The following is a 26,961-nucleotide window of genomic DNA, read 5'->3' as shown; positions in this document are numbered from 1 at the left end:
GCGGCATCGCATGACCCTGCGCGTCATCCTGTCGATCGAAGCGCTGGAGCCACGGTTGTCGGGCATCGGTCGCTATAGCTGGGAATTGGCGCAGAGGATCGGCCAGGCGCCCGACATGAGCAGCCTGCGTTTCTATCGGAACGGCGAATGGATTGAAGACCCTGCCAGCCTTCTGGTTGAACCGGTGCCGCGCAAGCGACGCAACAAGGTGCATCGCTGGATCAGGAAGCGTACCGGCTGGGCGCGCGACCTGCAAAACGCCAGCGTTATGCGCTCGCATCTGTTTCATGGCCCCAATTATTTTCTGCCCCCGGCGGGTGAGGGTGGTGTCATCACCATTCACGACCTGTCGGTATTCCGCTATCCCGAAACCCATCCCGAAGAGCGGCTTCGCCAGTTTGAGCGCTATTTCCGCCTGTCGGTGGAGCGCGCCGCGCATTTCATCACGGATAGCGAAACGACGCGGGCCGAAGTCGCGGACTTCCTCTCGCTCGACCTTTCCCGCGTAACCGCAGTCCCGCTGGCCGCAAGCACCGCTTTCCATCCGCGAGATGCCGATCAGGTCGGGTCCACGCTGTCGCGTTATGGCTTGGCCTATCAAGGCTATGCTCTATGCGTATCGACCGTGGAGCCACGCAAGCGGATCACCGAATTGCTGCGCGCCTGGCAGGCGCTCCCGCCCACCATCCGGGCGCGCTGGCCATTGATGGTCACAGGCGGTGCGGGCTGGCTCAGCGATTCCGTTCGCGACCTCATGGACAAGGGCGCGCGTCAGGGCTGGGTGCGTTACCTCGGTTTTGTGCCCGAAGAAGACCTGCCGCTCCTCTATGCCGGCGCGGCGCTGTTTGTTTATCCGTCGGTCTATGAAGGCTTCGGCCTGCCGCCGGTGGAGGCGATGGCGAGCGGCATTCCCGCCGTCGTCGCCGACGCCTCCTGCCTGCCCGAAGTGACGGGCGGGGCGGCCATGCTCGTGCGCCCGGAGGATGTGGACGGCTTCGCCCGCCATTTGGAGCAGGCTTTGACCGATGGACAATGGCGGATGCAGGCGCAGCAGGCTGGTCTGGTCGTCGCGCGGGGCTATAGTTGGGACCGTTGTGCGCAGGAAACCGTTGACCTCTATCGACGAATTGACTGAACCGTCACACCTTGCGCAACGCGGTGACGATCATCTGCGCCGTCCAGTGGGCGGCGCTGCTTGCGGGCAGTCGGGGCCGCGAGATGCTGCGGTGACCCAGGCCGAACAGGCAGGCGAGGATCATTTCCTCCGCCGCATCCAGCGCTTCGCCGGACAATTTGTCATTGGCTGCGCAGGCGAAATAGCGGATATAGGTGCGGAACCGCTGGCACATGGCGCCGATCGTGTCGGCAACAGCGGGATTGCGGAAACTTTCGGCCAATATGTCGAAGGACAGCGCTTCGTCCTTCTCGTCTATCGTATGTATAAATAATTGTTTGAACGTCGCTTCCACCGTCAATTCGCCCGAATCCAGCCGCGCCTGGACGTCTTCCATTTCGGCGCACCATTGATCGGCATCGTCGAGGACAAGCGCTTCGATAATATCTTCCTTGCTTCTAAATAGGCGATATATCTGTCCGACGGAAACTTGAGCGGTGACCGCCAGTTCGGCCATCGCGGTCTGATGAAATCCATGGTTGTCGAATAATGTCCGTGCAGCCGCCAAAATGCGAACGCGACCGTTTTTTTCTTGCTGCACTGCACTCATGTCCACCCCTTTGGCGTTTTTTGCCTCTTGAAATCGCATTGCCATGATCGTACCTGCCGGGCAAGCGGAATGAACATTCATTCCACATCTTCGATCCCTAATTCACAGACGGATATTCAAGCGATGCAACAGGGGACAATCATCGGGCTGCTGGCATGCGCGTCGGCACTGGCGTTGAGCGCATGCGGCGAAAGCCCGCCACCTGCGCCGCCGCCGCCCGCCGTCGGCGTGGTCACGCTCAAGGTCGAATCAGCGCCGCTGGTGAATGAGTTGCCCGGCAGAATCGTAGCGTTTGAGACCGCCGAGGTGCGGCCTCAGATCAGTGGCGTAATCCGTCGGCGCCTGTTTCAGGAGGGGAGCAACGTCCGCGCTGGCCAGCTTCTTTACGAAATTGACGATGCGCCGTACCGCGCCGCCTTGGCCCAGGCGCAAGGCTCGCTCGCGCGCGCCAACGCCGCGATCCGGTCGACTGGTCTACAGGCCCAGCGCTACAAGGATCTGGTCGGCATCAACGCCGTCAGCCGACAGGAATATGACGACGCCGACGCGGCGGCCCAGCAGGCGCGCGCCGATGTTGCGGCGCAGCGTGGCGCGGTCCAGGCGGCGCAGGTGAATCAGAATTTTACGCGCATCCGGGCGCCGATTTCCGGCCGCATCAGCCGTTCTCTCTTCACCCCCGGCGCGCTCGTGCAGGCAGGCCAGGCGGATGCGCTCGCGACGATTCAGCGCACGGATAGCGTCTATGTCGATGTCTCGCAGTCGGCCGCGCAGATCATCGATCTCAAGCAGGCGATGAAGAATGGCGGCGTCAGCGAAGCCGACGGCGCGCGAATCCAATTGCTGTTGCCCAATGGCAGCGCCTATCCGATCGAAGGTCGCCTGCAATTTTCCGAAGTCACCGTTGATCCCTCGTCGGGCGCGGTGACATTGCGCGCCACCTTCCCCAACCCCGATGGCCTCTTGCTGCCTGGCATGTATGTCCGCGCCAAGCTGGTCGAGGGGCGGCGGACCCAGGCGATTCTGGCGCCGCAGCAGGGCATCAGTCGCGATCCGCGCGGCCGTGCGACCGCCATGGTCGTGGGCAAGGACAATAAGGTCGACGTGCGCCAGGTCACGGTCGACCGCGCCGTGGGCGATAAGTGGATCGTCACCGACGGACTCAAGCCCGGCGACAGGCTGATCGTTGAAGGGCTGGTGAACCTGCGTCCCGGCACGGTCGTCAGGCCCGGCGCGCCGCAGCAGGTGACGGCTGCTCAGGGCGGCGCGAAAAATGCCGCGTCATCCGGCCAAGGCGGGGCGCGCTAAGCCATGGCCCGCTATTTTATCGACCGACCCATCTTCGCATGGGTCATCGCCATCGTCATCATGCTTGCGGGCCTGCTGGCGATCCGTTCGCTGCCGGTCGCGCAGTTCCCGGAGATCGCGCCGCCTGCGGTTACGATCCAGACCAGCTATCCCGGCGCCAACGCACAGACGCTGGAAAGCACAACGACGCAGATCATCGAGCAACAGCTCAAGGGCATCGACAATTTGCGCTACTTCTCCTCGACCAGCGATGGTTCGGGCAATCTCAACATCACCCTGACCTTCGAACAGGGCACCGACCCCGACATCGCGCAGGTCCAGGTGCAGAATAAGCTGTCGCAGGCGACGCCTTTGCTGCCGCAGGAAGTGCAGCAGCAGGGCTTGCGTGTGGGCAAATCCACCTCCAGCTTCCTGCTCATCATGGCGGCCTATTCGGACGATGGCATCCATGATCAGGAAGATGCTGCCGACTTTATCGCATCCAGCCTGCAAGACCCGATCAGCCGCGTCACCGGGGTGGGCGACACCCAGCTGTTCGGATCGCAATATGCGATGCGGATTTGGCTCGACCCATATAAGATGGCCAATCTGGGCGTCACTACCGGCGACGTCAAATCGGCGATTATCGCGCAGAATGCGCAGGTTTCCGCTGGCCAGATCGGCGGATCGCCCTCGCCGGTTGGGCAGGCGCTCAATGCCACCGTCACGGCCCAGTCGCGCCTGCGCACGCCTGAGGAGTTCGGCGACATCCGCCTGCGCAGCAACAGTGACGGTTCGGTCGTATTGATGTCCGACGTCGCCCGTATCGAATTGGGCGCGGAAAATTACGGCTTCGGCGTGAAGTTCAACGGCCACCCGGCATCGGGCTTTGGCGTCAAGCTGGCGCCCGGCGCGAACGCGCTCGACACGGTGGAGGCGGTCAAGAATCGCGTCGACCAGTTGTCGAAGAATTTCCCCAGCTGGGTGAAATATGACTTCCCGGTCGACAACTCGACCTTCGTCAAACTGTCGGTCGAACAGGTCATCCATACCCTCTTCGAAGCCGTCCTGCTGGTGTTCGTCGTCATGTTTCTGTTTCTTCAGAACTGGCGTGCGACGCTGATCCCCACCATCGCCGTGCCGGTGGTGCTGCTGGGCGCATTGGCGATCCTCAGCGCTGCGGGTTTCACCATCAACACGCTGACCCTGTTCGGCATGGTGCTGGCGATCGGCTTGCTGGTCGATGACGCGATCGTCGTGGTGGAAAATGTCGAACGCCTGATCCAGGATGAGGGCCTCAGTCCCAAGGAGGCGGCCAAAAAATCGATGGACGAAATCAGCGGCGCGCTGATCGGCATCGGTCTCGTCCTATCGGCGGTATTCCTGCCCATGGCCTTCTTCGGCGGCTCCACAGGCGTGATCTTCCGGCAATTTTCGATCACGATCGTCTCTTCGATGATCCTGTCGGTCATGGTCGCGTTGATCCTGACGCCGGCGCTGTGCGCCACCATCCTGAAGCCCGCTTCGCATGGCCATAGCTGGAACGGACCAATCGGCTCGATCTTCGGTCGCTTCTTCGACTGGTTCAACCGGACCTTCGACAAGGGCGTGGTCCGTTACGGCCAGGGCGTGGAGAAAGTGGAGCGTCGCTGGGGTCGCACGATGCTGGCCTATGGCCTCATCGTGGTTGGCATGGCCTTCATCTTCCTGCGCCTGCCAAGTGGCTTCCTGCCGGAAGAAGACCAGGGCATCATCATCAACCAGATTTCTTTGCCGGCTGGCACCACGCTGGAGGAAACCGAGCGTGCGCTGGCCCGTATGCGCGATCATTATCTGGTGGACGAAAAGAAAAACGTCTCCGCAGTCTTCACCATCGGCGGCTTCGGCTTTGTGGGGCAGGGGCAGAATGTGGGCATCGTGTTCGCCCGTATGAAGGACTGGGCGGATCGCAAGGGCGCGGATAATCAGGTGCCCGCGATCGCGCTGCGCGCAAATAAGGCGTTTCAGAAGCTCTCGTCCGGCATGGCATTCGCCTTCGTTCCGCCGGCTGTGCAGGAACTGGGCAACGCATCGGGCTTTGACTTCCAATTGCTCGATCAAGGCAATCTTGGTCATGAAAAAATGCTTGCCGCGCGTAACCAGTTGCTTGGCATGGCGAAGGGCGACAAGCGTCTGGCCCAGGTTCGACCCAACGGCTTGGAAGATACGCCGCAGCTCAAGCTGAACGTCGATCAGGCGGCGGCGGGCGCGCTGGGGATTGCGCAGGCCGACGTCAACGACGCGATAAGCACCAATCTGGGCGGTTCCTACGTCAACGACTTTATCGACCGTGATCGCGTAAAGCGCGTTTTCGTACAGGCCGACGCGCCCTTCCGCACCTCGCCCGATGCGATCAATGCTTTCCATGTCCGCAGTAGCAGCGGCACGATGGCGCCGCTATCGGCCTTCGCCACGACGGAATGGGTGCAGGGTCCGGCTCGTCTGGAGCGTTTCAACGGGGTGCCGTCGATGAATATCCAGGGCGCGCCAGCGCCCGGCGTTTCGAGCGGCGAAGCCATGCAGGCGATGGAGGAATTCGCTGCAAAGCTGCCGGCCGGCGTCGGTTACAGCTGGAACGGCATTTCCTATGAGGAGCGCACCTCCGGCGGTCAGGCGCCTTATGTCTATGCGCTCTCCATGCTGATCGTCTTCCTCTGCCTCGCGGCGCTCTATGAAAGCTGGTCGGTGCCGATCGCGGTCATGCTGGTGGTGCCGTTGGGCGTGCTGGGCGCTGTGATTGCGGCCACGTTTGCGGGGCTGGATAACGACATCTATCTGCAGGTCGGCCTTATCACGACCATCGGCGTGTCGGCGAAAAACGCGATCCTGATCGTGGAGTTCGCCGAGGAGAAAATGCGCGAGGGGATGCCGCCGGCAAAAGCGGCGCTGGAAGCGGGCAAGCTGCGTTTGCGGCCGATCCTGATGACCAGTTTCGCCTTCATCTTCGGCGTGTTGCCTTTGGCGATGTCGAAGGGCGCGGGTGCGGGCGGTCAAAATGCGATCGGCTGGGCCGTGGTCGGCGGTATGTTGTCGGCCACCGTGCTGGCGATATTCTTCGTCCCCGTTTTCTTCACCGTCGTGAAGCGGCTGTTCCGCGAACATCATAATCATGAGGCGGACGGCGACCGGGCGACACCCGACGCCCCGCAGGAGGCTTGAAGACCATGCGCAATGTAACAGCGCTGGGCGCCCTCACTCTCTCGCTGGCGCTGGCCGCTTGCGACATGGCGCCCAAATATGTGCGGCCGGACCTGCCGGTGCCTGCAACCTCGCCGCAGGGGCCAGCCTATGCTATCGAAGGGGGGCAGGGCGCGGCCGTGACGGCAGACACCGGCTGGCGCGATTTCTTCACCGACGCCCGGTTGGCGCGGGTGATCGAAACCGCGCTCGCAAACAACCGCGACCTTCGCTTGGCGGTCGCCAATGTCGAACAGGCGCGGGCGCAATATAAGGTGCAGCGGGCGGACCTGCTGCCCACCGTGGCGGGAACCGGTACGGCGACCTATTCGGAACAGCCGCTGGTCCAGTTCGGTCAGAGCCAGCGGTTGAACACTGACGTCTATCAGGCGCAACTGGGCATTTCTGCGTGGGAAATCGACCTGTTCGGCCGCGTGCGTAACCTTACCGAGGCAGCGCAGGAGCAATATTTCGCCAGTGTCGAGAACCGCAACGCGGCGCAAACCGCGCTGATCGCGGAAACCGCAAATGCCTGGCTCGCCATGGCGGCGGATCAGGAAAGATTGCGCATCGCCCGCGATCTGGAACAGGCGTTCGGCAAGACGCTGGAATTGAACAAGGCGCGCTTCGCCAAGGGCATTGCATCGGATCTGGAAGTGCGTCAGGCGCAGACCAGCTACGATCAGGCCCGCTCGGACATCGCTCAGGCGACGACGCTGGTGGCGCAGGATCAAAATGCGCTCAACCTGCTCGCCGGTACGACTGTCCCGGCCGCGGACCTGCCCGACGTCTTGCCACAGGCAGGCGCGACGTTGGAAAATCTGCCGGCGAACATCGCGTCCGACGTGCTGTTGCGCCGTCCCGATATTGCTTCGGCGGAACATCAGTTACGTGGCGCCAACGCCAATATCGGCGCGGCGCGCGCGGCCTTCTTCCCCAACATCTCGTTGACGGCGGCGCTCGGTACGGTCAGTCTGGGCCTTTCAGGCCTGTTCGCGTCGGGCAGCGACACATGGTCGGTCGCGCCCAGCGCAACCCTGCCGATCTTCGATTTTGGTCGGAACAAGAATAATCTGCGCTACGCCAAGGCGACTTATGACGCGATGCTGGCTACTTATGAAAAGAGCGTGCAGACCGGCTTCCGCGAAGTCGCCGACGCGCTCGCGCGGCGCGGCACAATGAACGACCAGTTGGAAGCGCAGACCTCCCTGCGCGATTCGGCCAAGGTCGCCTACACTTTGTCCGAGGCGCGCTTCCGCTATGGGGTCGACAGTTTCCTGACGACACTGGATTCGCAACGCTCGCTCTACAGCGCGGAACAGAGCCTGCTCAGCACGCGCCTGACCCGCGCCAGCAACATGGTCGAACTCTATCGCGCCATGGGCGGCGGCCTGAAATAGGCTTTGGCCGCAAGCTGCGGGAAGAATCGCCGATCGATCTCCGCTATGGGCCTCGGTGCATAGCGGAGACGATAGATGATCCTGGCCCATAGCATTTTCCCCTCGCCGGTCGGCCCACTGACGCTTGTCGCGAGCGATACCGGCCTCGTGGCGATTCTGTGGGAGGATGACGACCCCGCCCGCGTCCGCCTGGGCGCGCGCGCGGAACGCAGCGATCATCCGATACTGAAGACGGCAGCGGCGCAACTGGCGGACTATTTTGCAGGCCGGCTTCGGGCGTTCACGGTGCCGCTGGACTTTCGCGGCACGCCCTTTCAGCAGACCATTTGGGCGGCGCTACGCGATATCCCATTCGGCGAGACGCGCAGCTATGGCGACATCGCCCGCGCCGTCGGCCGCCCCACGGCATCGCGCGCCGTCGGCGCGGCCAATGGCCGCAATCCAATCTCAATCATCGCTCCCTGCCACCGCGTCGTCGGCGCGAATGGCGCGCTGACCGGCTTTGCCGGCGGCATGGAAACCAAGCGCTGGCTACTCGATTTCGAGCGTAAGACTATCGAAAATCAGGAATAATGGTGCACCCAAGTGGATTCGAACCACTGGCCTTTGCCTTCGGAGGGCAACGCTCTATCCAGCTGAGCTATGGGTGCAAGACGCTGGTCAGGAGGGGCGGGTAGCAAAGTCCACCGCGCTGCGCCAGCGTCAAAATCACCCTGAAGCGATTTCTAATCAGATGGAATCATCTGATGACTCGAAAATCGCCTTACAATCGCCAATCCATCTTATTTCGAGGCCTTCTCCATCGGCTGGAACTTGCCCAGGCCGCAACTCGCGCCCTGCTGCAATCCGGGGCCGCCATTCCACAGCACGGTTATGATATCGACCGAACAAAGCTGCGACAGGCTCGTCTTATAAAGGAACCGCTTCTCGAAGCCCAGGCTGGGGCAGCTATTGGGGAGGATGTTCCGATAGACCTTGTTGCCGTTCATGATGAAATCGATGGTGCGGTCGTCACGCACATCGGTCGACCGGATCGACTGAATCTGGACGCAGTTGACCGGCTCTCCCTTGGCCATATAGGGATCGGGCTTGTCCTTGGCGATGGCGGGCAGGGCGGCGCAGCTAAGCGCCAGGCTCAGTGCGAGCCGGGCAGGGGCAAAGATGGACATGGCTTCTCTCCTCATATCATGCCGAATCGACGGCACGGCGCACGCCTTTCCGTCATGCTCCTAGCGAGCCATGGCTGAACAGGGAGCGAATGGATGCGTGCCTAAGCGGCCTTCGCAGTCGCTATCTTGGGCGCATGCGTCTTGGGCTTGAACCGGCACAGATCGGCGACGATGCAGCGCCAACATTCGGGTTTGCGCGCCTTGCACACATAACGGCCATGCAGGATCAGCCAGTGATGCGCATCGCGGCGGAACGGGCCGGGCACTTTCTTGTCCAGTTGCTGTTCGACCGCCAGCACCGTCTTGCCCGGCGCCAACCCGGTGCGATTGCCGACGCGGAAAATATGGGTGTCGACCGCGAACGTCTCCTGCCCAAAGGCGGTGTTGACCACCACATTGGCGGTCTTGCGCCCGACGCCGGGCAGGGTGGTCAGCGTGTCGCGATCCTCCGGTACCTCGCCGCCGAAATCGCGCACCAATATCTCCGACAGGCCGATGACATTTTTCGCCTTGGTATTGAACAGGCCGATGGTCTTGATATGCGCCTTCAATCCCTCTTCGCCCAGGTCGACCATCTGCTGCGGCGTCTCGACCTCGCGGAACAGCGCGCGGGTCGCCTTGTTCACCCCGACATCGGTCGCCTGCGCCGACAGCGTCACCGCGACCAGCAACTGATAGGGATTGCCATATTCCAGCTCGGTCACCGGCGCGGGATTGGCTTCGGCCAGGCGGCTGAAAAAGTCGAATATATCGGCCTTCTTCATCTACAGCCCCAGCACGCCTTTCATGTCATAACGCCCGGCCGGTTGCCCTACCAGCCAGCGCGCCGCCTTCACCGCGCCGCGTGCAAAGATGGTGCGGTTTTCCGCGCGATGACCGATCTCGATCCGCTCGCCTTCGGCCGCGAAGATCACCTGATGATCCCCCGCGACTGATCCGCCGCGCAGCGCGGCAAAGCCGATCGCGCCCTTCGCCCGCGCGCCGGTAATGCCGTCGCGCCCACGCTCGCTATGCTGCGCCAACGCGATCCCGCGCCCCCGCGCCGCCGCCTCGCCCAGCAGCAGCGCCGTGCCGGACGGCGCATCGACCTTGTGCCGATGATGCATCTCGACGATCTCGATGTCCCAATCGTCGCCCAAACCCGCTGCCGCCTGCTCGACCAGCGCGGCGAGCAGGTTGACGCCCAGCGACGTATTGCCCGTCTGCAACACCGCAATATGGACGGCAGCTTCGTCGATCAGCGCATGATGCACCGCCTCCAGTCCGGTGGTGCCGATCAGCACCGGCTTGCGCGCGGCGATGCAGGCGTCCAGCTGTGCGCCCAGCGCGCCGGGCGCCGAAAAATCGATCAGCACTTCGCTCGCTTGCGCCAGCGCCAGCGGATCGGCGGTCATGGCGATGCCCGGCGCGATCTCGCCGGCCGGATCACGATCGGTGCCGCCCGCAATGCCCAGGCCTGCATCCACCGCCGCCTGCGCAATCGCCCGGCCCATGCGGCCCGCCGCCCCGAAAATGCCGATCGTCGTCATGATGGTCCGTTTCATTATCTGTACTCGCTCCGCCGATGCCAGAGCAGCGCGACTTTGTCATCCCTCCGCCTTGGCGCGGACGCATGACGTCTCTAGAAGTTCAGCCATGAACCCCGACATCCACAACATCGTCATCCTCACTGGCGCGGGTATTTCCGCCGAAAGCGGTCTCGCCACCTTCCGCGGTCCCGATGGCCTGTGGGAAGGCCATCGCGTCGAGGACGTCTGCACGCCAGAGGCGCTGGCCCGCGACGAAGCGCTCGTACATCGCTTCTACGATGAGCGCCGCGCCACGCTGGCGGAGGTCCAGCCCAATGCCGCGCATCAGGCGCTGGCCGCGCTCGACGCACAGTGGCCGGGCGACCTGCTGATCGTCACCCAGAATGTCGATGACCTGCACGAACGGGCAGGGGCGACGCGCCTCATCCACATGCACGGAGAACTCAAATCGGCGCTTTGCGCGGCCTGCGGCAAGGCGGTTCCCTGGGCCGCAGCCTTGCCGCCCGGCGCGCCCTGCGACGGGTGCCGCAAACCCGCACTCCGCCCCGACATCGTCTTTTTCGGCGAAATGCCATACGAAATGGATCGGATCGACGCCGCCGTGCGCGACGCGGATCTGTTCGTGTCGATGGGCACGTCGGGCGCGGTCTATCCGGCAGCGGGCTTCGTCCAGACTGCCCGCCATGTCGGCGCGCGCACGCTGGAACTCAATCTCGATCCGTCGGCGGGCAGTATCTATTTCCACGAAACCCGACTGGGGCCGGCCAGCGCATTGGTGCCCGATCTGGTGCGCGAACTGCTGGCCTGATCGGGACGAACCCCGAAACCCCCTCGCATTGCCCGGCGCTTATAGTATAGCGCGGCCTTTCCCCATGATGGCGCGGAGCGATCGGTGATTACTGTCCAGCGGGTGGCCAAGGCCGCCGGCAAGCATCTGACCAAGGCGGCGTTGACGCTGCGCAAGGCCCTCGGCGCGCGCGCGACGCGCAGCTGCCCGGCCTGCGGCTCTGCCGTGGTCGGCTTCTTCCGCTATGGTGATAACGCGGAATGGGGCTGCCCCGCCTGCGGCGCATCTCCGCGCGAGCGTCTCATGAATTGGTTGGTCCAGCAAGGCACGCTCGATGTGCCCACGGACGGCGCCATCCTGCATATGGCCCCCAATGAGCGCAGTCTGGTGCGTCGTTTCTCTTCAGCCGCCGACTACACCCCCGCCGATCTCGACCCATCGCGTTACGCCGTTGCCGATATGCGCCGCGTCGATCTGATGGACTTCTCCGAGCGCGATCGCTACGACCTCTTCTACGCCAGCCATGTGATGGAGCATGTGCCGGACGACATGGCCGTGCTGCGCAACATCTACCATGCGTTGAAGCCCGGCGGCGAAGCCTGGCTGATCGTGCCATTATGGGACAGGCCTACCGAGGATGGCAGCTTCGACATCCCACCGCGCGAACGCGAACGCCGCTTTGGCCAATGGGATCATGTCCGCCAGTATGGCCCCGATTTCGCTGATCGAATCCGCGCTGCCGGCTTCGATCTGGAGGAAATCGACGCCGCAGCGATCGACACGGACACGCGCCATTTCCACGGCTTGGACGACCGTTTGTTCCGCGCGCGCAAGCCGGGCGGAGAACCCGCGCGGTGAGCCGCCTCGCGCGGCTGGAAGGGTCCGCCCGCTTCCTGGCGCTGGTGAAGCTCGCCAATGTCGGGCTGGTGCTGATCTGGGGCTTCGCCGTGACCTTCGTCTTCGTGCGCGTCCTGCCGATCGCCGAGTTTCAGGCGTTCCTGCTGCTCGTCGCCTTCGGTAACTTCACCATTTCGGCGGAATTTGGCCTCACCAGCATCATCTATGCCCGGCTGCGTCGCCATTGGCTCAGCAGCGGCACGGGCGATGACGATGATGGCGGCTTCCGGTTGGAGGAAATGGGCGTCCTCTTCCTCTTCCTCGGCCTGCTGGTGGTGGGCGGCAGCCTGATCCTGATCGTCGCGCTGGCTTTGGGCTGGCTCTCAACCGGCCTGCCTTTGCTCTTCCTGCTCTTCTTCCTCTCCGCCTGCCTCAACCTCCCGGCCCTGCTCGCCAAGCGGGCGCTGGCGGGGGTCGATGGCAATTTCCTGTGGGAAGGGCTGGATTGCGCGCGGCGTGTGGTGACGATCGGGCTGTTGCTGGCGATGCTGGCGGGCATGGACCCGCGCCTGTCCGTGGCGTTGCAACTGGCCGTCAGCATCGTGGTGATCGCCTATGCGATCAGCCATGTCCATCGCCGCCTGGACATGAAGCGCAGCCATTGGCTCGCCTTCCGCGTCGGCGGGGGCCATGTCCGCGCGCATTATCTGCGCGACATCGGCGCATCGGCGGCCTTCACCGTCTCCGATATCGTCGCCTATAACGCGCCCTATTTCACCATTGCACTGGCGACCAGCGACCCAAGGCCGATGCTCATCTTCGACTTCTTCTTCAAGGTGTCCAGGTCGCTGTCCATGTTGGTCCGCGCCACGGTGGAGGCCGCCCTGCCGCGCATCACCCGCGCCTATCATGCCGGCGACCGGGTCCGTCTGCGCCAGTTGCTGGGCCGCGCGCTCGGCGCGGCGATGATCTTCGCGGTCGGCCTGTCCGCCGTGCTGCTGCTGGCGGGCGACCGGTTGTTCACGATCCTGTTCGACGGCCGCGCCACCATCGACCGGGCGGATATCACCTTCATCATCCTGGCGCTGTTCGCGCTGACCCTGCTCTGCGTCTCTGTCTATGTGCAGGCGGCGCTTGGTCGCTTCGGCGAACTGCTCGCCCGCTCGCTCCCTTTCCTCGCCGGATCGCTGGCCAGCGCGCCGCTCGCCTTGCTGCTCTGGCCCGGCCGCTTCGATCTCGCCTTTCTCGGCCTCTACGCGCTCACCCTGCTGATCGTCGCCGCGCTGCACCTCGTCTCGCTGCGCAGGCTGGCGCGGGCATGAAGGTCGCGATGCTCGATCCCTCGCTCTTCACCGGGCGCTATGACGACAGCCTGTGCGCCGCACTGGCGGGCGAGGGTGCCGACGTCACCCTGCTCGGCCGCCCGATGCGTCCCACCGACGCGATCATGCCGCAGGGCTATCTGTACAAGCCGCATTTCTTTCCCCGCAGCGAAGCCCTGCGCGCGCGGCTGGGCGAAGGCCGCGCCTTCCGCGTCGCCAAGGCGGTGGAATATGGCCTTGCTTGCGCACTGGGCGACATGAGCGCGCTCACCAACGCCCCCGTCGTCCACGCCCAGTGGCTCCCGCTCGCTCCCGCCGACGCCTTGATGCTCAAACGGCTGAAGGGCCGCACCGCACTGGTTCACACCGTGCACAATGCCGACGCCTACCATGCCGATGCCGGCCTGCAGGGGCGCGGCTACCGCGCGCTGCTCGACCTGTTCGATGCTCTGATCGTCCATGGCGACACGACCCGCGCCGCGCTGTTAGGGCAGGGCATCGACCCCGCCCGCATCCATGTGACCCCGCACCCGCCGATGCGCCTTGCCCCCGCAACCCCGGCTGATCTCGCCGCCATCTCCGCGCCCACGGTCCCGCGCCTGCTCTTCTTCGGCACGATCCGCCCATACAAAGGGGTCGATATCCTGATCGACGCCTGCCTCCAGCTTTGGCGCGCCGCGCATGTGTTCGAATTGGTGCTGGCGGGCAAGCCCTTCATGGACGTCGCCCCTTTCCTGGACGCCGTAACCCAGGCCGGGTTCGCCGACCGCCTCGTCACCGATTTCGGCTTCCTCACCGAATCCCGGCTCGACGCCCACATGGTCCGCGCCGACATGATCGCCTTGCCCTATCGCCATATCGATTCGAGCGGCGCTTTCCTCTCCGCGCTCCACCATGGCAAGGCGATGGTGACGTCGGACGCGGGCATGTTCGGCCAGTTGCCCGACGATGTCGCCGTCCGCGCCCGCGCGGGAAATGCGCCTGCATTGGCCCAAGCCCTCTTGCCGCTGATCGAAAGCGCGGCCATCAGGCAAGGCCATGGCGCACGCGCGCGCGATTACGGGAATGCAATGGGAAGCTGGAAGGATATGGCCGTGGCGACGATCGGCATCTATCGCACCGTGTTGGCCGCGCGCGCATGAACCGCTATCTGCGTGAATTGAGCGATCGCGCCCTGGCCCTGCGCCTGGCCGTAGCCGGGCGCGTCCATCAATATCCCGAAATCCAGGCCTTGAAGCGCTTCCTGTCGGCTTTCGCCGTCGATTGCCTCTTCGACGTCGGCGCCAATCGCGGCCAATATGCGACGACGGCGCGCAAGGACGCCGGCTATCAGGGGCTGATCCTTTCCTTCGAACCCAACCCGGACGTTTTCGCCGATCTGCATAAGCAGGCGGCATCCGATCGCAACTGGCATGTTTTCAACATGGCCCTGTCGGACTTCGACGGGACGGCCAGTTTCAACATCATGGCCGCAGACCAGTTCAGCTCGCTCAAAAAACCCTCGGACGCGCAGGACGCGATCTTCGCCGACCGCAACAAGGTGACGAAGACGGTGGAGATGCGATGCCGTCGCCTCGATACGCTGCTGCCCGAACTGGCCGCGCAGCATGGCTTTGCGCGTCCCTTCCTGAAAATGGATACGCAGGGCCATGACCTCTCCGTCTGCGAAGGCGCGGGCGATGTCCTGACCACCATGCTGGGCATCCAGACCGAACTGGGCGTCCGACCCATTTATGAAGGCGGCGTCGGCTATCGCGCGATGATCGACTGGCTGGAGTCGCGCGGTTTCGTCCCTTCCGCCTTCTTCGCCAATAATAAGGGCCATTTTCCGCAACTGGTCGAAATGGACGGCATTTTCGTCAACCGGACCCTGGTTCAGGCCTGACCATGGGGCAGGGGAGCCGCATCGTCAGCGCGCGCCGCCTGTTTCTGGCGGGCGCGATCGGGCTGGCGCTGTGGCTGGGCGCGACCTTCCTGTGGCACGTCACCTATCGGCAGGGGGTCAGCCTGGCGGTGATCCTGCTGCTGGATCAGGATTTCCCCGCGCTGCTCGGATCTCTGCTGCTGCTGGCGCTGGCCGCGCCTTGGGCGGAGGGGAAGGGGATCGCGCTTCCCCGGCCCACCGCCCGGATCGTCGTGCCGCTGATCGTCCTGCTCGGCATGGCGGCGTGGGCCGGCCATTATGCGCTGTTTCAGGATTACGCGATCAGCCGGGACGAAGAAGTCGCCCGCTTCGCCGCCGCCTACATGCGCGAAGGACTGTTCGCGCGCCCCATCCCGGTCGAGTGGGAACCCTATCGCCGGGCGATCATGCCCGAATTTTTCTCCCCTTTCGGCGCGGCGGATTATTGGACGGCGGCCTATCTGCCGGTGAACAGTGCGATCCAGGCGCTGTTCTGGCAATTGGGCGATCCCAACCTGGCTGGTCCCGCGCTTCTGATGGCGGGCCTGTTCGCGCTATGGCGGGTGGCGCTGCACCTGATGCCCGATCGCCCGGATGCGGTCTGGGTAACGGTGCTGCTCGGCTTCTCGTCCAGCCAACTCTGGGTCACGGCGATGACCCCCTATGCCATGACCGGCCATTTCGCGCTCAACATGGTCTGGCTGGCGTTGGTGCTGCGCGGCGGGGTGGTCGGTCATGTCGCCGCAGGCCTCGTCGCTCTGATCGCCGCCGGGCTGCACCAATGGCATTTCCCGCCCATCTTCATCGCCCCCTTCATCCTGTGGATGCTGCTGGCGCGGCGCTGGACCGTCGCGGCTTTCCATGCGCTGACATTGGCGGCGATCGTCATCATCTGGGCTAAACTCTGGCCCGGCTTCCTGATGCACGCTTTGGGCGCCCCCGCCGACGTCCGCCCCTCCGCCGGGGTCGCGGACAAGGTCGGCAGCCTGTTCCAGCGGCTGGGCGATCGCTGGCAGCCACTGGTGAATCTCACGCGCTATGTCGCCTGGAACAACATATTGATGGTCCCCCTGGCCATGCTCGGCATCGCCGCCATGCGCTGGCGCACGATGATCCGCGGGCAGGAAATCGCGCTGCCGCTGGCGCTGGGCTGCCTCGCCGGCAGCCTGCTCGCGCTGGCGCAAGGCTATGGCTGGGGATTCCGCTACGCCCATGGCTTCATCGGCCCCTTCTGCCTGCTCGCGGGCCTTGGTTGGGCGCGCTTCCGGCCGCAGGGGGCGTTACGGCCGCTGCTGATCGGTCTGGTCATCACCGGCCTCGCCAGCAGTTTTCTGGTGTGGCGCACCCATGTCTTCGTCGAACCCTACGCGGCCAGCCACCGGCTGATCGATTCGAGCGAGGCCGATGTCGTTCTGGTCGATCCGCGCGGCGGCCTTTACGTCACGGATCTGGTGCGGGGGCGCAACGGCGTGCCGGGCAAGCCGATGGTGATGAACCTGGGGATGCTTACGCTGGAGCAGGTCGATGCGCTGTGCGAGGCCTATGTCGTCCAACTGTTCGACCGCGCCGAATTTCGGCCCTTGGGCGTGCCGCTGGCGCGCTGGAACCTCGGCCGGATGGACGCGCTGCGCGCCCATATGAAGGAAGAAGGCTGCGACCGTCCGGTCCAGCCGCCGCTCCCCGATACATTCGAAGACGCCCTGAACGCCGCCGACAACGCGATGTAAGGCCTACAGCGCCGCGCTATTGTCCGCTGGCGCCGGGTCTTCGTCGCGATAGAGCAGCATCACCGATCCGTCCTCGCCATGCACCGCACGGATCGGCAGGCTCAGTTGCAGCGCCGAGAGAAACTCCCGGCTGTCGCTGGTGCGGAACCGGCCGCCGATGCGCAGCGACGACACGCGGGTATCGCCGATCAGGATCGGCGCGGCGCGATAGCGGTTGAACTCGCCCGCCGCCTGCTCGATCGTTTCGCCGTCCAGTTCGACCATCTGTTCGCGCCAGGCGGTGCGCTGGTCGATCAGCTTGGGGCCTAGCCGGGTCAGCGCGACGGTGCGCGGCTGGATCACCGCGCCGCTGCCGGCCGCGACCTTCTGCGCCGCGCCGCCGCCCGAATGGACGGTCACTATGCCCTGCGTCACCGTCAGTTCGACAAGGGACGGGCGCATCCGCACGTTGAAGGCGGTGCCGACCGCACGGATCAGCGCGGACCGGGCTTCGACATCGAACGGGCGCTTGCGGTCATGGGCAATGTCGAAGGACGCTTCGCCCTTGATGATGCGCACTTTGCGGCCATTCGATGTGAAGCGGACCTCCGCTTCGCTGTCGCTGTTCAGATGAAGAGTGGACCCGTCGTCCAGCGCGATGTCGCGATATTCGCCTATACCGGTCTGATAGCGGTCGATGCCGCTGAAAGTACGGACTGTGACTATCGCGGCGACCAGGAAAAAGAGGACTGCGACGGCGGCGGCGATCATGATGTTGCGCGACAGGCGACGCTGCTGCTCTTCGCTGACAATTTCGGCGAGCGGCGGCAGGCTGATGTCGGCGGCGGCGCTCTTCAACCGCTCGGCAGCCTCCCACGCGGCTTCGGCGCGGGCAAAGGCTACGGCATGGCGCGGATCGCTTTCGATCCAGGCGCAAATCTCCGCTTCGTCCTCCGATGTGGGGGCGTTGTTAAGCTTGGCCAGCAGGCGCGCGGCTTGCGCCTCCATCGCGTCCCTGCCGCCGTTGCTCGAACCTGGTTCCGACGCCTGCACGCTCGAAGTCCGTTTCCTCACGTTCCGCCCAGGCCCGCATAACTATCGCGATGGCTTTGGCCAGATGTTTTTCAACAGTAGAAACGGACAGAGACATCTCGTCCGCTATTTCCAGCATCGATTTTTCGTGAATGCGGCGAAGAATGAATACGCGGCGGCATTGGGCAGGCAACGACTCGACAATGGCCTCGACTTGGCGCAGCGCTTCGCGGGCGTGAAGTTGCGCCTCGATATTATTCTCGCCGCCCAGCAATTCCAGGTCGGCGATGGTTTCGAAGCTGACCACCTTGTTGCGGCGGGCGGTGTCGATGACGAGGTTGCGGGCGATGGTGAACAGATAGGCGCGGCCCGTCGTCACATTTTCCCAATTTTCCGTAGCATAGGCGCGGGTCATCACCTCTGCGACCATATCCTCCAGCTCATGGGTGGATGGCAATATCCGGCGCAGGCGTCCACGCAAAGCGGCTTCCTGCGGGAGGATGACGGTCTTGAACCATTCCAGTTTAGCGCGAACCCGTTGCACGACGACCCCCTGTTTTTTTTCAGCCGGGCCTCTCCGCTTTTCTTTTCTATGTCATATTTCAATCATGGATGCAGGGAGCTGTCCAGACGCAGGAACGTCATAATCAAGACGATCGACCAAAAAAGTTCCCGCCATGGCAATTTAATTGTGGATATGTTGCCGTGAGCGCACACGTATATCGCGCAATCTTTTGCTTGCGATGCGGTGACCGCTCAGTCGGGCGGCGGGGGCAATTCCATCGGCGCGCTGTCAGGTTGGTCATAATCGGGGCCGACCGGCGTGATTTCGTCAGGCTCGGTCATCGGCGTTTCATCGGGCGCATGGGGCGGGGGCATCTCGTCGGGCGACTGCGGCTGGATTGTGTCGGGCGGCGGAACCCCATCGGGTCCGGTATCGGGGCGGGTGGCCATCATTGTCTCTCCTGTGTAACGCATGAGCCCTACGTTCGGGCAGCATAAGCGGTTCCGCAGAGGCGCTCCACTATCCCTTGCCTCTTCTCACGCTTTTCTCTATGCCGCGCCGACCGGCGACCGATGCGGGCGTGGCGAAACTGGTAGACGCGCCAGATTTAGGTTCTGGTATCGCAAGATGTGGGGGTTCGAGTCCCTTCGCCCGCACCAGGATGCCGACCGTGGCAGCGCCACCGAAATTCAGCTGAAGAAAGCGTTTGAGAGAAGAGATGCAGACTGTCGAGACGTTGAACGAGGGCCTTAAGCGCGCCTACACCGTAACCATCACGTCGAAGGATATCGACGCCCGTGTCGACAAGGAAGTGAAGGCGATCGCACCGCAGGTGCGGATGCCCGGCTTCCGCGCCGGCAAGGTGCCCGCGAACCTCGTCAAGAAGATGCATGGTGAATCGCTGCAGCGTGACGCCCTCAACAATTCGATCCAGGAAAGCATCCAGAAGCTGATCGCCGATCAGAAGCTGCGTCCTGCCATGCAGCCGTCGGTCGAACTCGACGAAGGATTCGAATTCGGCAAGGATGCCGAAATCAAGGTCGCGCTGGAAGTGCTGCCCGACATCGCAGCGCCCAGCATCGAGGGCTTGAAGCTGGAGCGTCTGACCGTCGAAGTCGCCGACGCGCAGGTCGATGAGGCTGCCGGCCGCATAGCCACCCAGCAGGGCGCGCTCGAAGAACATGCCGCCAGCCACAAGGCGAAGGACGGCGATACGCTCAAGATCGATTTCGTCGGCAAGGTCGATGGCGAACCTTTCGAAGGCGGTTCCGCCGAGGGCGTCAATCTCAAGATCGGCGCGGGCCAGTTCATTCCCGGCTTCGAAGAGCAGTTGACCGGCGTCAAGAAGGGCGAGGAAAAGACCATCGAGGTCACCTTCCCGGAAGATTATGGCGCAGAGCATCTGGCTGGCAAGGCCGCGACCTTCGACATCACGGTCCAGTCGATCCTGAACGGCGACAAGCCCAAGCTGGACGACGAGTTCGCCAAGTCGCTGGGCCTGGAAGGCCTCGACAAGCTCAAGGAACTGCTCAAGGGGCAGATCGAACAGGAACATAACGGCCTGACCCGCACCCATATGAAGCGCAAGCTGCTCGACCAGCTCGCTGCTGCTCATGATTTCGACGTGCCGCCCAGCATGGTGGAAGCCGAGTTCGAGCAGATCTGGCAGCAGCTTCAGCATGAAGCGACCCATGAGGAAGATCCGGCCGCCGCGATCGCCGAAATGGAAGCCGAGAAGGAAGATTATCGCGCGATCGCCGTGCGTCGCGTCCGCCTGGGCCTGCTCCTCTCGGAAATCGGCCAGGCCAATGGCGTGATCGTCAACGACCAGGAAATGAACCGCCTGATCATGCAGGCCGCGCAGCAATACGGCCCGCAGGACCGCGAGCGCTTCGTGCAATATGTGCGTCAGGACCCGATGGCCGCGGCCCAGCTGCGCGCGCCTCTCTATGAGGACAAGGTCGTCGACTTCCTGTTCGAAAAGGCGGAAGTCACCGATCGCGCCGTGACCAAGGAAGAGCTGGAAGCGGCTATCGAAGCCGAAGACGGCGACATCAAGCCCCATGTTCATGGTCCGAACTGTGGTCACGACCATGACGAGAAGCCCAAGGCCAAGAAGGCTGCGAAGAAGGGTGAGGCTGAAGCCGACGCTCCGGCCGCCGACGAAGCGCCGGCAGCCGAGGAAGCGCCCAAAAAAGCCGCACCCAAGAAGGCCGCCGCCAAGAAGGACGAAGCCGTAGCCGAAGACGCAACCGCTGAAGAGAAGCCCAAGAAGAAGGCTGCTCCCAAGAAGGCCGCCGCCAAGGCCGAGTAAGCCGTTCGACCCTATGGAATGAGCGCCCGCCTTCCTTGTGAAGCGCGGGCGCTTTTCATTTCGGGGCCGGCATGGCAGACGAAATATTAAGGATGATGTTCGATGCAGGCGGCATAGGGCAGCCAGCGTGGAACGGGGCAAGTCGCGACGATGAAGGAATATCCGCCAGTGAATCTCGCCGTGAATAGCGAAACGGCCATGGTGACTCCGCGCGTCGCGGTCATCCTGCCCTGCTACAACGAAGCCGGCGCGATCGTACAGACGGTGGAGGATTTTCGCCAAGCCTTGCCCGCCGCCGACATCTACGTGTTCGACAATAACAGCAGCGACGGCAGTCGCGACCTTGCCGCCCGGGCAGGGGCGATCGTGCGCCGCGTCGGCCAGCAGGGCAAGGGTCATGTCGTGCGCCGCATGTTCGCCGACGTCGATGCCGACATCTACATCATGGCCGATGGCGATGCGACCTATGAGGCCGCCGCCGCCCCCGCGATGATCGCCGCCATGTTGGAGGATAATCTCGACATGGTGGTCGGTTGCCGCCGGGAAGAGGCGGACGCCGCCTATCGTCGTGGCCATCGCTTCGGCAACTGGGCGCTCACCAGCCTCTTGAAGCAGCTTTTCGGCCGCAGCTTCACCGATATCCTGTCTGGCTACCGCGTCTTCTCCCGCCGCTTCGTCAAGAGCTTCCCGGTTCTGTCGGCCGGTTTCGAGATCGAGACGGAGATTAGCGTCCACGCGCTTGAACTCGCCATGCCGGTCGCCGAAGTGATGACCGCCTACGGCGCCCGTCCCGAAGGATCGGTCAGCAAGCTCAGCACCTATCGCGACGGGTTCCGTATCCTGCGGACCATCATCACCCTCTACCGCATCGAGCGGCCGGTCCTCTTCTTCGGCATTATCGCGACCTTCTTGGCGGCGCTGGGTCTTGGCCTCGCCGCGCCGCTGATCGTCACCTATCTCCACACCGGCCTGGTCCCGCGTTTCCCGACCGCGATCCTGGTGACCGGCCTCATGATCCTGGCCACTTTGTCGACCATGTGCGGCCTCATCCTAGACACCGTGGTCCGCGGCCGGCGGGAGGTGCGACGTCTCGCCTATCTCGCCTTCCGCGCGCCGTCCGACTTCGCCCGTCGCGACTGACCCCGCAACGCCAAGCGCCTTCCCCCTTGAACCATTCGCCTTTTGTGCCGATGTAGGGGTGGGCAAAAGCACCTGACTGAAAGAGTATAATGACCAACATCATGCATGATCCCATGGCCGCGCTGGTCCCCATCGTCATCGAACAGTCGAACCGCGGCGAGCGCAGCTTCGACATTTATTCGCGGCTTCTGCGGGAACGGATCATCTTCGTCACCGGCCAGGTCGAGGATCATATGGCCTCGCTGATCGTCGCTCAGCTCCTGTTCCTCGAATCGGAAAATCCGAAAAAGGACATATGGATGTACATCAACTCGCCCGGCGGCGTGGTGACGGCCGGCATGGCGATCCACGACACGATGAAATATATTCGTCCCCAGGTCGGCACCGTGTGCATCGGCCAGGCCGCTTCGATGGGCAGCTTCCTGCTCGCCGCGGGCGAACCGGGCAAGCGCATCGCGCTGGGCAATGCGCGCATCATGGTGCATCAGCCGTCCGGCGGCGCGCAGGGCATGGCGTCGGATATCGAGATCCAGGCCAAGGAAATCCTGCGGATTCGCCGTCGCCTGAACGACCTCTATGTCAAATATACCGGCCAGACGCTGGAAGCGGTGGAAAAGGCCATGGATCGCGACACTTTCCTCGAAGCGGACGAGGCGAAGGCCTTCGGTCTGGTCGACGAGGTGTTCGACCGCCGCCCTGCCGCGCCGGAATCTGCCGACGCTTAAAGACTATCTTTACCGGGTCGCGCCACTTTCTTCCCTTGTGGAACGCGCGCGGCCCGGTCTAATATGGCCTTTGGACCAGAAAATCCCTCACCGAACGCGGTTCTGGTGACTGTAGACCGGGGGGGAAGAGAGAATGGCGAATGACTAAGCTTACCGGTTCGGATTCGAAAAGCACGCTTTACTGCTCCTTCTGCGGCAAGTCGCAGCATGAGGTGCGTAAGCTGATCGCGGGACCGACCGTGTTCATCTGCGACGAATGCGTGGAATTGTGCAACGACATCATCCGTGAGGAGACCAAGGGCGGTCTTGTCGGGCGGAAGGATGGCGGCGTGCCGACCCCGCAGGAAATCTGCGATGTGCTCGACGATTATGTGATCGGCCAGAAGCGCGCCAAGCGCGTGCTCTCGGTTGCGGTCCACAATCATTACAAGCGCCTCAACCACGGCTCCAAGCCGGGCGAGGTCGAACTGGCCAAGTCGAACATCCTGCTCGTCGGCCCGACCGGCTGCGGCAAGACGCTGCTCGCGCAGACGCTGGCCAAGACGTTCGACGTGCCCTTCACCATGGCCGACGCGACCACGCTGACCGAAGCGGGCTATGTCGGCGAGGATGTGGAGAACATCATCCTGAAGCTGCTCCAGGCGTCGGATTACAACGTCGAAAAGGCGCAGCGCGGCATTGTCTATATCGACGAAATCGACAAGATCAGCCGCAAGGCGGAAAATCCCTCCATCACCCGCGACGTGTCGGGCGAAGGCGTGCAGCAGGCGCTGCTCAAGCTGATGGAAGGCACCACCGCCTCCGTCCCGCCGCAGGGTGGCCGCAAGCATCCGCAGCAGGAGTTCCTGCCGGTCGACACGACCAACATCCTGTTCATCTGTGGCGGCGCCTTTGCGGGCCTGGAAAAGATCATCGGCGACCGTCTGGAAGCCAAGTCGATCGGCTTCGGCGCCTATGTCGCCGCGCCCGAAGAGCGCAAGACTGGCGAACTGCTCAAGTCGAGCGAACCGGAAGATCTGCTCAAATTCGGCCTGATCCCCGAATTTGTCGGTCGTCTGCCCGTCATCGCGACGCTGGAGGATCTCGACGTTTCGGCGCTGGTGAAAATCCTGGGCGAGCCGAAGAACGCGCTGGTTAAGCAATATGGCAAGCTGTTCGACATGGAGAATGTCGAACTGAGCTTCACCGATGACGCATTGGTGGCGATCGCGAAGAAGGCGATCGAGCGCAAGACCGGCGCGCGCGGCCTGCGTTCGATCCTCGAAGCGATCCTGCTCGACACCATGTTCGACCTGCCCTCGATGGAGGGCGTCGGTGAAGTGGTGGTCGACAAGGATGTCGTGGCGGGCACCAAGGAGCCGATTCGCGTGTTCAGCGAGAAGGAAAAGCGGGCCGAAGACGCGGCCTGATCCACACCCTTTTTTACCCGCTTTTTAAGGGGCCGGCTCGCGATCGCCGGCCCTTTTTCGTTACGCCAGCGTGCGCTGCACAAAAATTCTTGCTGCGTTGCAAAATTGCACCACCGTCAAACTATTGTGTGTCATCGGAATTTTGTCACTAAACTTCAATAGTTTATGACCAAATGGCGGAGGTCCCAAAGCGCAGGCGAAAGGGGCAGGGGAGGATTGTGACAGTCCTGTTGGTGCATTGTAACAAAATTGCAATCGACGCATCACAGGGCCGTCGTCAGTAGCCGCCATGAGCGGCGCCGGCTTGAAAGAGCAGACTATTTGCAGGGGTGCGGCGACGCGCCACTCTTGAAAAGGGACAAGGGTCACATGAAGACATTTCTGATGGGCAGCGCCGCGTTGATCGCCGTCGCCGCCCCCTCCGCCGCCTTCGCGCAGTCGACCGGTTCGATCGACTTCGAAAACGACATCGTGGTCACCGGTGCGAAGACTGATTCGGGCATTGCTGGCGTGATTGTTCCAGACACTAGCCGCGCAAAAGCGGTTCTGGGTGCCGAGTTCATTCAGGCGCAGACCCCTGGCCAAACGATCAACGAAGTCATCAATCAGTTGCCGGGTGTCAGCTTCCAGAATAACGATCCGTTCGGTTCTGCTGGCGGTACGCTCACCATTCGCGGTTTTGACGATCAGCGCATTTCGCAGACGTTCGACGGACTGCCGCTGAATGATACCGGTGGCTATGCGCTCTATTCCAACCAGCAGCTCGATCCGGAAATCATTGAGCAGGTCAACGTCAACCTCGGCTCGACCGACGTCGATAGCCCAACGGCCGCCGCGACTGGTTCCACCGTCAATTATCGCTCGCTCACCCCCAGTGAAGATTTCAGCGCCAAGATGGTGGCCTCTGTCGGCGATTTTGAATTTTTCCGCCTGTTTGGCCTCGTTCAGACCGGCAGCTTCACGAAATGGGGCACGCGCGCCTTCCTGTCCGCCAGCCGCGCCACCAACAATGCCATCTATGGCGGCATCGGCGAGATCGACAAGCAGCAGTATAACGCCAAAATCTATCAGCCGATCGGTAGCAATGGCGACTTCATATCGCTGGCCGGCCACTATAACGAAAACCGCAACAATTTCTTCGGCTCGGTGCCGCTTCGCGTCGATGGCGGCCGGACCGTGGGCAGCGCCAGCGGCACGGGCCGCTTCCCGTTGACGAAGGACGAGCGTTTCTATGAAACCGCCCGTTGCACTATCGCCGATGGCGTCGCTGGGGTTGCCGATGCAGCTAGTAGCTGCGGCTCGGACTTCGAATATCGCTATAACCCGTCGAACACGGGCAACATCCGCGTCAATTCTCGCTTCACCTTGTCCGACGGCCTGATCCTGACCGTCGATCCCAGCTATCAATATACCAAAGCCAATGGCGGCGGCACCAGCATCGCTTCGGAAGGTTTGACCTCTGCGTCCTCGGGCTTGGCTGGCGTCACCGGCTTCGTCCAAGGCTCGTCCAGCGCCCCGCAATATTTCTTCGGCCGCGACCTCAATGGCGACGGCGATATGCTGGACACTATCCGCGTCCATTCGCCCAGCCAGACCCAGACTAACCGCTATGGTCTGATCGCCTCGCTGCGCTATGATCTGGATGCCAACAACACCGTTCGCGTGGCCTATAGCTATGATCGCGGCCGTCACCGCCAGACCGGCGAAGCGGGCTATCTGACCGATAATGGGTTCGGTGCTGATCCGTTCCCCGTCGATGACGCGCTCGTCGATGCCAGCGGTGCGGTGCTGCAGAAGCGTAACCGCCTATCCTATGCCATCCTTCATCAGGTGTCGGGTGAATATCGCGGCAAGTTCATGGATGCTTTGACCGTCACCGTCGGTCTGCGAGCGCCCTTCTTCAAGCGCGACCTGAACAATTATTGCGCCACTGCGACGGCCTCTGGTAACCTGCGCTGCTTCGAGCCGGGTTCTACGACGGAAGCGGCTTATGCAGCCGCTAACCCGACTGTTCAGGGTCCGCAGCGTCGCGTGTTCAAATATGACAAGCTGCTGCCCAGCGCTGGCTTCGTGTTCAATGCGACTGACGCCTTCGATGTGTTCGGCAATTATTCGAAGGGCCTGCAGGTTCCCGGCACGGACAATCTGTATCAGTCCTTCTTCTACGCCGCGACCGACGATCGCGCCAACCCGCAGCCGGAAACCACCGACAATTTCGATCTCGGCTTACGCTATCGTTCGCCCAAGCTACAGGCGCAACTGTCGGGCTGGTACACCATCTACAGCGATCGCCTGGCGTCGGCCTATGATCGTGATCTCGACACGACCATTTACCGGAACCTCGGCCGCGTCGATAAATATGGTGTCGATGGCAGCATCACTTACCAGCCGATTCCAGAATTCATGGTCTATGCTTTCGGCTCTTACCTGAAATCGAAGATCAAGGACGATGTCGAACTGTCGGCCACGACTGTCGCGCAAACGTCGGGCAAGCGCGAATCGGGTGCGCCCGTGTTCACCTTGGGTGGCCGTATGCAGGGTGAGATCGAAGGTTTCCGCCTGGGTATCCAGGCCAAGCGGACTGGTCCGCGCTACATCAACGATCAGAACCTCCCTGTGATCGTGTCGGGTGCGCAAATCTATGGTGCCAAGGCGCCAGCCTATACGCTGGTTGATATCGATGCCCGTTACTCACTGGAAAAGTTCGGCGCTCCGGGCGTTGCTCTCCAACTCAATGTGACCAACGTGTTCGACAAGCTCTATGTCGGCGGGTTTGACGGCACTTTGTCTAACAGCAGCGTGACCTTCGCCCAGATCGGTGCGCCGCGGACCTTTATTGGGTCGGTCGTCGTCGGTTTCTAAGCCGCAACGACCAGTCTGAAAAAGGGGGCGCGGAGCAATCCGCGCCCCCTTTTTGCTGCCTGCCTCTCACACGTCACATGCAAGAAGCGCGGGAAAC

The 26,961-nt window shown here is 62.9% G+C and carries 23 protein-coding genes and 2 tRNA genes; 17 read left to right on the top strand and 8 right to left on the bottom strand.

What is annotated here, in order from left to right:
* Nucleotides 1-10 precede the first annotated feature (10 nt).
* The gene (locus EWH12_RS06800) at nucleotides 11-1,135 is read left to right on the top strand and encodes a glycosyltransferase family 4 protein (protein WP_066601793.1); all 1,125 of its coding nucleotides are present in this window, start codon (nucleotides 11-13) and stop codon (nucleotides 1,133-1,135) included.
* Nucleotides 1,136-1,139: 4 nt separating this feature from the next.
* On the opposite strand, the gene EWH12_RS06795 is transcribed toward EWH12_RS06800, so the two are convergent.
* Nucleotides 1,140-1,724, bottom strand: a complete 585-nt coding sequence (locus EWH12_RS06795; protein WP_066601794.1) for a TetR/AcrR family transcriptional regulator — start codon at nucleotides 1,722-1,724, stop codon at nucleotides 1,140-1,142.
* Between the two features lie 123 nt (nucleotides 1,725-1,847).
* On the opposite strand from EWH12_RS06795, the gene EWH12_RS06790 reads away from it, so the two are divergent.
* The 4 genes from EWH12_RS06790 (at nucleotide 1,848) to EWH12_RS06775 (ending at nucleotide 8,197) form a co-directional block, all read left to right on the top strand.
* Nucleotides 1,848-3,029, top strand: a complete 1,182-nt coding sequence (locus EWH12_RS06790) for an efflux RND transporter periplasmic adaptor subunit (protein WP_129926110.1) — start codon at nucleotides 1,848-1,850, stop codon at nucleotides 3,027-3,029.
* A gap of 3 nt (nucleotides 3,030-3,032) precedes the next feature.
* Complete coding sequence (locus EWH12_RS06785) at nucleotides 3,033-6,206, top strand: efflux RND transporter permease subunit (RefSeq protein WP_129926109.1); 3,174 nt, start codon at nucleotides 3,033-3,035, stop codon at nucleotides 6,204-6,206.
* A gap of 5 nt (nucleotides 6,207-6,211) precedes the next feature.
* Entirely contained in the window at nucleotides 6,212-7,624 is a 1,413-nt protein-coding gene (locus EWH12_RS06780; RefSeq protein ID WP_129926108.1) for an efflux transporter outer membrane subunit, read from the top strand.
* A gap of 75 nt (nucleotides 7,625-7,699) precedes the next feature.
* On the top strand, nucleotides 7,700-8,197 hold the full coding sequence (locus EWH12_RS06775; protein WP_066601803.1) for a methylated-DNA--[protein]-cysteine S-methyltransferase: 498 nt from the start codon (nucleotides 7,700-7,702) through the stop codon (nucleotides 8,195-8,197).
* On the opposite strand, the gene EWH12_RS06770 is transcribed toward EWH12_RS06775, so the two are convergent.
* From EWH12_RS06770 to dapB, 4 genes are all read right to left on the bottom strand, one after another.
* A tRNA-Arg gene (locus EWH12_RS06770) sits at nucleotides 8,198-8,274 on the bottom strand.
* Nucleotides 8,275-8,406: 132 nt separating this feature from the next.
* On the bottom strand, nucleotides 8,407-8,793 hold the full coding sequence (locus tag EWH12_RS06765) for a hypothetical protein (RefSeq protein WP_129926107.1): 387 nt from the start codon (nucleotides 8,791-8,793) through the stop codon (nucleotides 8,407-8,409).
* Nucleotides 8,794-8,894: 101 nt separating this feature from the next.
* Entirely contained in the window at nucleotides 8,895-9,557 is a 663-nt protein-coding gene (gene nth / locus EWH12_RS06760) for an endonuclease III (RefSeq protein ID WP_129926106.1), read from the bottom strand.
* Nucleotides 9,558-10,322 carry a 4-hydroxy-tetrahydrodipicolinate reductase gene (gene dapB, locus EWH12_RS06755; RefSeq protein WP_129926146.1) on the bottom strand — a complete coding sequence of 255 codons (765 nt, stop codon included), beginning with the start codon at nucleotides 10,320-10,322 and terminating at the stop codon, nucleotides 9,558-9,560.
* Between the two features lie 106 nt (nucleotides 10,323-10,428).
* On the opposite strand from dapB, the gene EWH12_RS06750 reads away from it, so the two are divergent.
* The 6 genes from EWH12_RS06750 (at nucleotide 10,429) to EWH12_RS06725 (ending at nucleotide 16,898) form a co-directional block, all read left to right on the top strand.
* Nucleotides 10,429-11,130: an NAD-dependent deacylase gene (locus EWH12_RS06750; RefSeq protein WP_129926105.1), complete on the top strand. Its 702-nt coding sequence runs from the start codon at nucleotides 10,429-10,431 to the stop codon at nucleotides 11,128-11,130.
* A gap of 84 nt (nucleotides 11,131-11,214) precedes the next feature.
* Nucleotides 11,215-11,967, top strand: a complete 753-nt coding sequence (locus EWH12_RS06745; RefSeq protein ID WP_129926104.1) for a methyltransferase domain-containing protein — start codon at nucleotides 11,215-11,217, stop codon at nucleotides 11,965-11,967.
* A complete protein-coding gene (locus EWH12_RS06740) occupies nucleotides 11,964-13,268 on the top strand; it encodes a hypothetical protein (RefSeq protein ID WP_207212369.1) in 1,305 nt (434 codons plus the stop codon). The genes EWH12_RS06745 and EWH12_RS06740 overlap by 4 nt, the downstream gene beginning before the upstream one ends.
* Complete coding sequence (locus EWH12_RS06735) at nucleotides 13,265-14,410, top strand: glycosyltransferase family 4 protein (RefSeq protein ID WP_129926103.1); 1,146 nt, start codon at nucleotides 13,265-13,267, stop codon at nucleotides 14,408-14,410. The genes EWH12_RS06740 and EWH12_RS06735 overlap by 4 nt, the downstream gene beginning before the upstream one ends.
* Nucleotides 14,407-15,153 carry an FkbM family methyltransferase gene (locus tag EWH12_RS06730; protein ID WP_066601913.1) on the top strand — a complete coding sequence of 249 codons (747 nt, stop codon included), beginning with the start codon at nucleotides 14,407-14,409 and terminating at the stop codon, nucleotides 15,151-15,153. Before EWH12_RS06735 ends, EWH12_RS06730 begins: the two co-directional genes overlap by 4 nt.
* A gap of 2 nt (nucleotides 15,154-15,155) precedes the next feature.
* Nucleotides 15,156-16,898 carry an MFS transporter gene (locus EWH12_RS06725; protein WP_129926102.1) on the top strand — a complete coding sequence of 581 codons (1,743 nt, stop codon included), beginning with the start codon at nucleotides 15,156-15,158 and terminating at the stop codon, nucleotides 16,896-16,898.
* Between the two features lie 3 nt (nucleotides 16,899-16,901).
* Here EWH12_RS06725 and EWH12_RS06720 read toward each other — a convergent pair whose 3' ends face one another.
* The 3 genes from EWH12_RS06720 to EWH12_RS06710 form a co-directional block, all read right to left on the bottom strand.
* The gene (locus EWH12_RS06720; RefSeq protein WP_066601918.1) at nucleotides 16,902-17,930 is read right to left on the bottom strand and encodes a FecR family protein; all 1,029 of its coding nucleotides are present in this window, start codon (nucleotides 17,928-17,930) and stop codon (nucleotides 16,902-16,904) included.
* Nucleotides 17,848-18,453: a sigma-70 family RNA polymerase sigma factor gene (locus EWH12_RS06715; RefSeq protein ID WP_066601922.1), complete on the bottom strand. Its 606-nt coding sequence runs from the start codon at nucleotides 18,451-18,453 to the stop codon at nucleotides 17,848-17,850. The genes EWH12_RS06720 and EWH12_RS06715 overlap by 83 nt, the downstream gene beginning before the upstream one ends.
* Nucleotides 18,454-18,665: 212 nt before the next feature.
* The gene (locus EWH12_RS06710; protein ID WP_066605257.1) at nucleotides 18,666-18,863 is read right to left on the bottom strand and encodes a hypothetical protein; all 198 of its coding nucleotides are present in this window, start codon (nucleotides 18,861-18,863) and stop codon (nucleotides 18,666-18,668) included.
* A 125-nt stretch (nucleotides 18,864-18,988) separates the two neighbouring features.
* On the opposite strand from EWH12_RS06710, the gene EWH12_RS06705 reads away from it, so the two are divergent.
* The 6 genes from EWH12_RS06705 (at nucleotide 18,989) to EWH12_RS06680 (ending at nucleotide 26,864) form a co-directional block, all read left to right on the top strand.
* A tRNA-Leu gene (locus EWH12_RS06705) sits at nucleotides 18,989-19,073 on the top strand.
* Nucleotides 19,074-19,132: 59 nt separating this feature from the next.
* Nucleotides 19,133-20,728: a trigger factor gene (gene tig, locus EWH12_RS06700; protein WP_129926100.1), complete on the top strand. Its 1,596-nt coding sequence runs from the start codon at nucleotides 19,133-19,135 to the stop codon at nucleotides 20,726-20,728.
* 150 nt (nucleotides 20,729-20,878) lie between these two features.
* The gene (locus EWH12_RS06695) at nucleotides 20,879-21,868 is read left to right on the top strand and encodes a glycosyltransferase family 2 protein (protein ID WP_066601927.1); all 990 of its coding nucleotides are present in this window, start codon (nucleotides 20,879-20,881) and stop codon (nucleotides 21,866-21,868) included.
* Between the two features lie 89 nt (nucleotides 21,869-21,957).
* Complete coding sequence (gene clpP / locus EWH12_RS06690) at nucleotides 21,958-22,593, top strand: ATP-dependent Clp endopeptidase proteolytic subunit ClpP (protein ID WP_129926099.1); 636 nt, start codon at nucleotides 21,958-21,960, stop codon at nucleotides 22,591-22,593.
* Between the two features lie 140 nt (nucleotides 22,594-22,733).
* Nucleotides 22,734-24,002 carry an ATP-dependent Clp protease ATP-binding subunit ClpX gene (clpX, locus tag EWH12_RS06685; RefSeq protein ID WP_129926098.1) on the top strand — a complete coding sequence of 423 codons (1,269 nt, stop codon included), beginning with the start codon at nucleotides 22,734-22,736 and terminating at the stop codon, nucleotides 24,000-24,002.
* A 369-nt stretch (nucleotides 24,003-24,371) separates the two neighbouring features.
* Nucleotides 24,372-26,864, top strand: coding sequence for a TonB-dependent receptor (locus tag EWH12_RS06680; protein WP_129926097.1), 2,493 nt, complete (start codon nucleotides 24,372-24,374; stop codon nucleotides 26,862-26,864).
* Nucleotides 26,865-26,961: the final 97 nt, after the last annotated feature.

Source organism: Sphingobium cupriresistens (genome assembly GCF_004152865.1).
GTDB lineage: Bacteria > Pseudomonadota > Alphaproteobacteria > Sphingomonadales > Sphingomonadaceae > Sphingobium > Sphingobium cupriresistens.
This window is presented reverse-complemented; position numbering and strand designations above follow the sequence as displayed.

Coding starts and splice junctions, on each gene's coding strand:
- EWH12_RS06800 (WP_066601793.1), top strand. CDS start 11: ATGACCCTGCGCGTCATCCTGTCGATCGAAGCGCTGGAGCCACGGTTG.
- EWH12_RS06795 (WP_066601794.1), bottom strand. CDS start 1,724: ATGAGTGCAGTGCAGCAAGAAAAAAACGGTCGCGTTCGCATTTTGGCG.
- EWH12_RS06790 (WP_129926110.1), top strand. CDS start 1,848: ATGCAACAGGGGACAATCATCGGGCTGCTGGCATGCGCGTCGGCACTG.
- EWH12_RS06785 (WP_129926109.1), top strand. CDS start 3,033: ATGGCCCGCTATTTTATCGACCGACCCATCTTCGCATGGGTCATCGCC.
- EWH12_RS06780 (WP_129926108.1), top strand. CDS start 6,212: ATGCGCAATGTAACAGCGCTGGGCGCCCTCACTCTCTCGCTGGCGCTG.
- EWH12_RS06775 (WP_066601803.1), top strand. CDS start 7,700: ATGATCCTGGCCCATAGCATTTTCCCCTCGCCGGTCGGCCCACTGACG.
- EWH12_RS06765 (WP_129926107.1), bottom strand. CDS start 8,793: ATGTCCATCTTTGCCCCTGCCCGGCTCGCACTGAGCCTGGCGCTTAGC.
- nth (WP_129926106.1), bottom strand. CDS start 9,557: ATGAAGAAGGCCGATATATTCGACTTTTTCAGCCGCCTGGCCGAAGCC.
- dapB (WP_129926146.1), bottom strand. CDS start 10,322: ATGACGACGATCGGCATTTTCGGGGCGGCGGGCCGCATGGGCCGGGCG.
- EWH12_RS06750 (WP_129926105.1), top strand. CDS start 10,429: ATGAACCCCGACATCCACAACATCGTCATCCTCACTGGCGCGGGTATT.
- EWH12_RS06735 (WP_129926103.1), top strand. CDS start 13,265: ATGAAGGTCGCGATGCTCGATCCCTCGCTCTTCACCGGGCGCTATGAC.
- EWH12_RS06730 (WP_066601913.1), top strand. CDS start 14,407: ATGAACCGCTATCTGCGTGAATTGAGCGATCGCGCCCTGGCCCTGCGC.
- EWH12_RS06725 (WP_129926102.1), top strand. CDS start 15,156: ATGGGGCAGGGGAGCCGCATCGTCAGCGCGCGCCGCCTGTTTCTGGCG.
- EWH12_RS06710 (WP_066605257.1), bottom strand. CDS start 18,863: ATGGCCACCCGCCCCGATACCGGACCCGATGGGGTTCCGCCGCCCGAC.
- tig (WP_129926100.1), top strand. CDS start 19,133: ATGCAGACTGTCGAGACGTTGAACGAGGGCCTTAAGCGCGCCTACACC.
- EWH12_RS06695 (WP_066601927.1), top strand. CDS start 20,879: ATGAAGGAATATCCGCCAGTGAATCTCGCCGTGAATAGCGAAACGGCC.
- clpP (WP_129926099.1), top strand. CDS start 21,958: ATGACCAACATCATGCATGATCCCATGGCCGCGCTGGTCCCCATCGTC.
- clpX (WP_129926098.1), top strand. CDS start 22,734: ATGACTAAGCTTACCGGTTCGGATTCGAAAAGCACGCTTTACTGCTCC.
- EWH12_RS06680 (WP_129926097.1), top strand. CDS start 24,372: ATGAAGACATTTCTGATGGGCAGCGCCGCGTTGATCGCCGTCGCCGCC.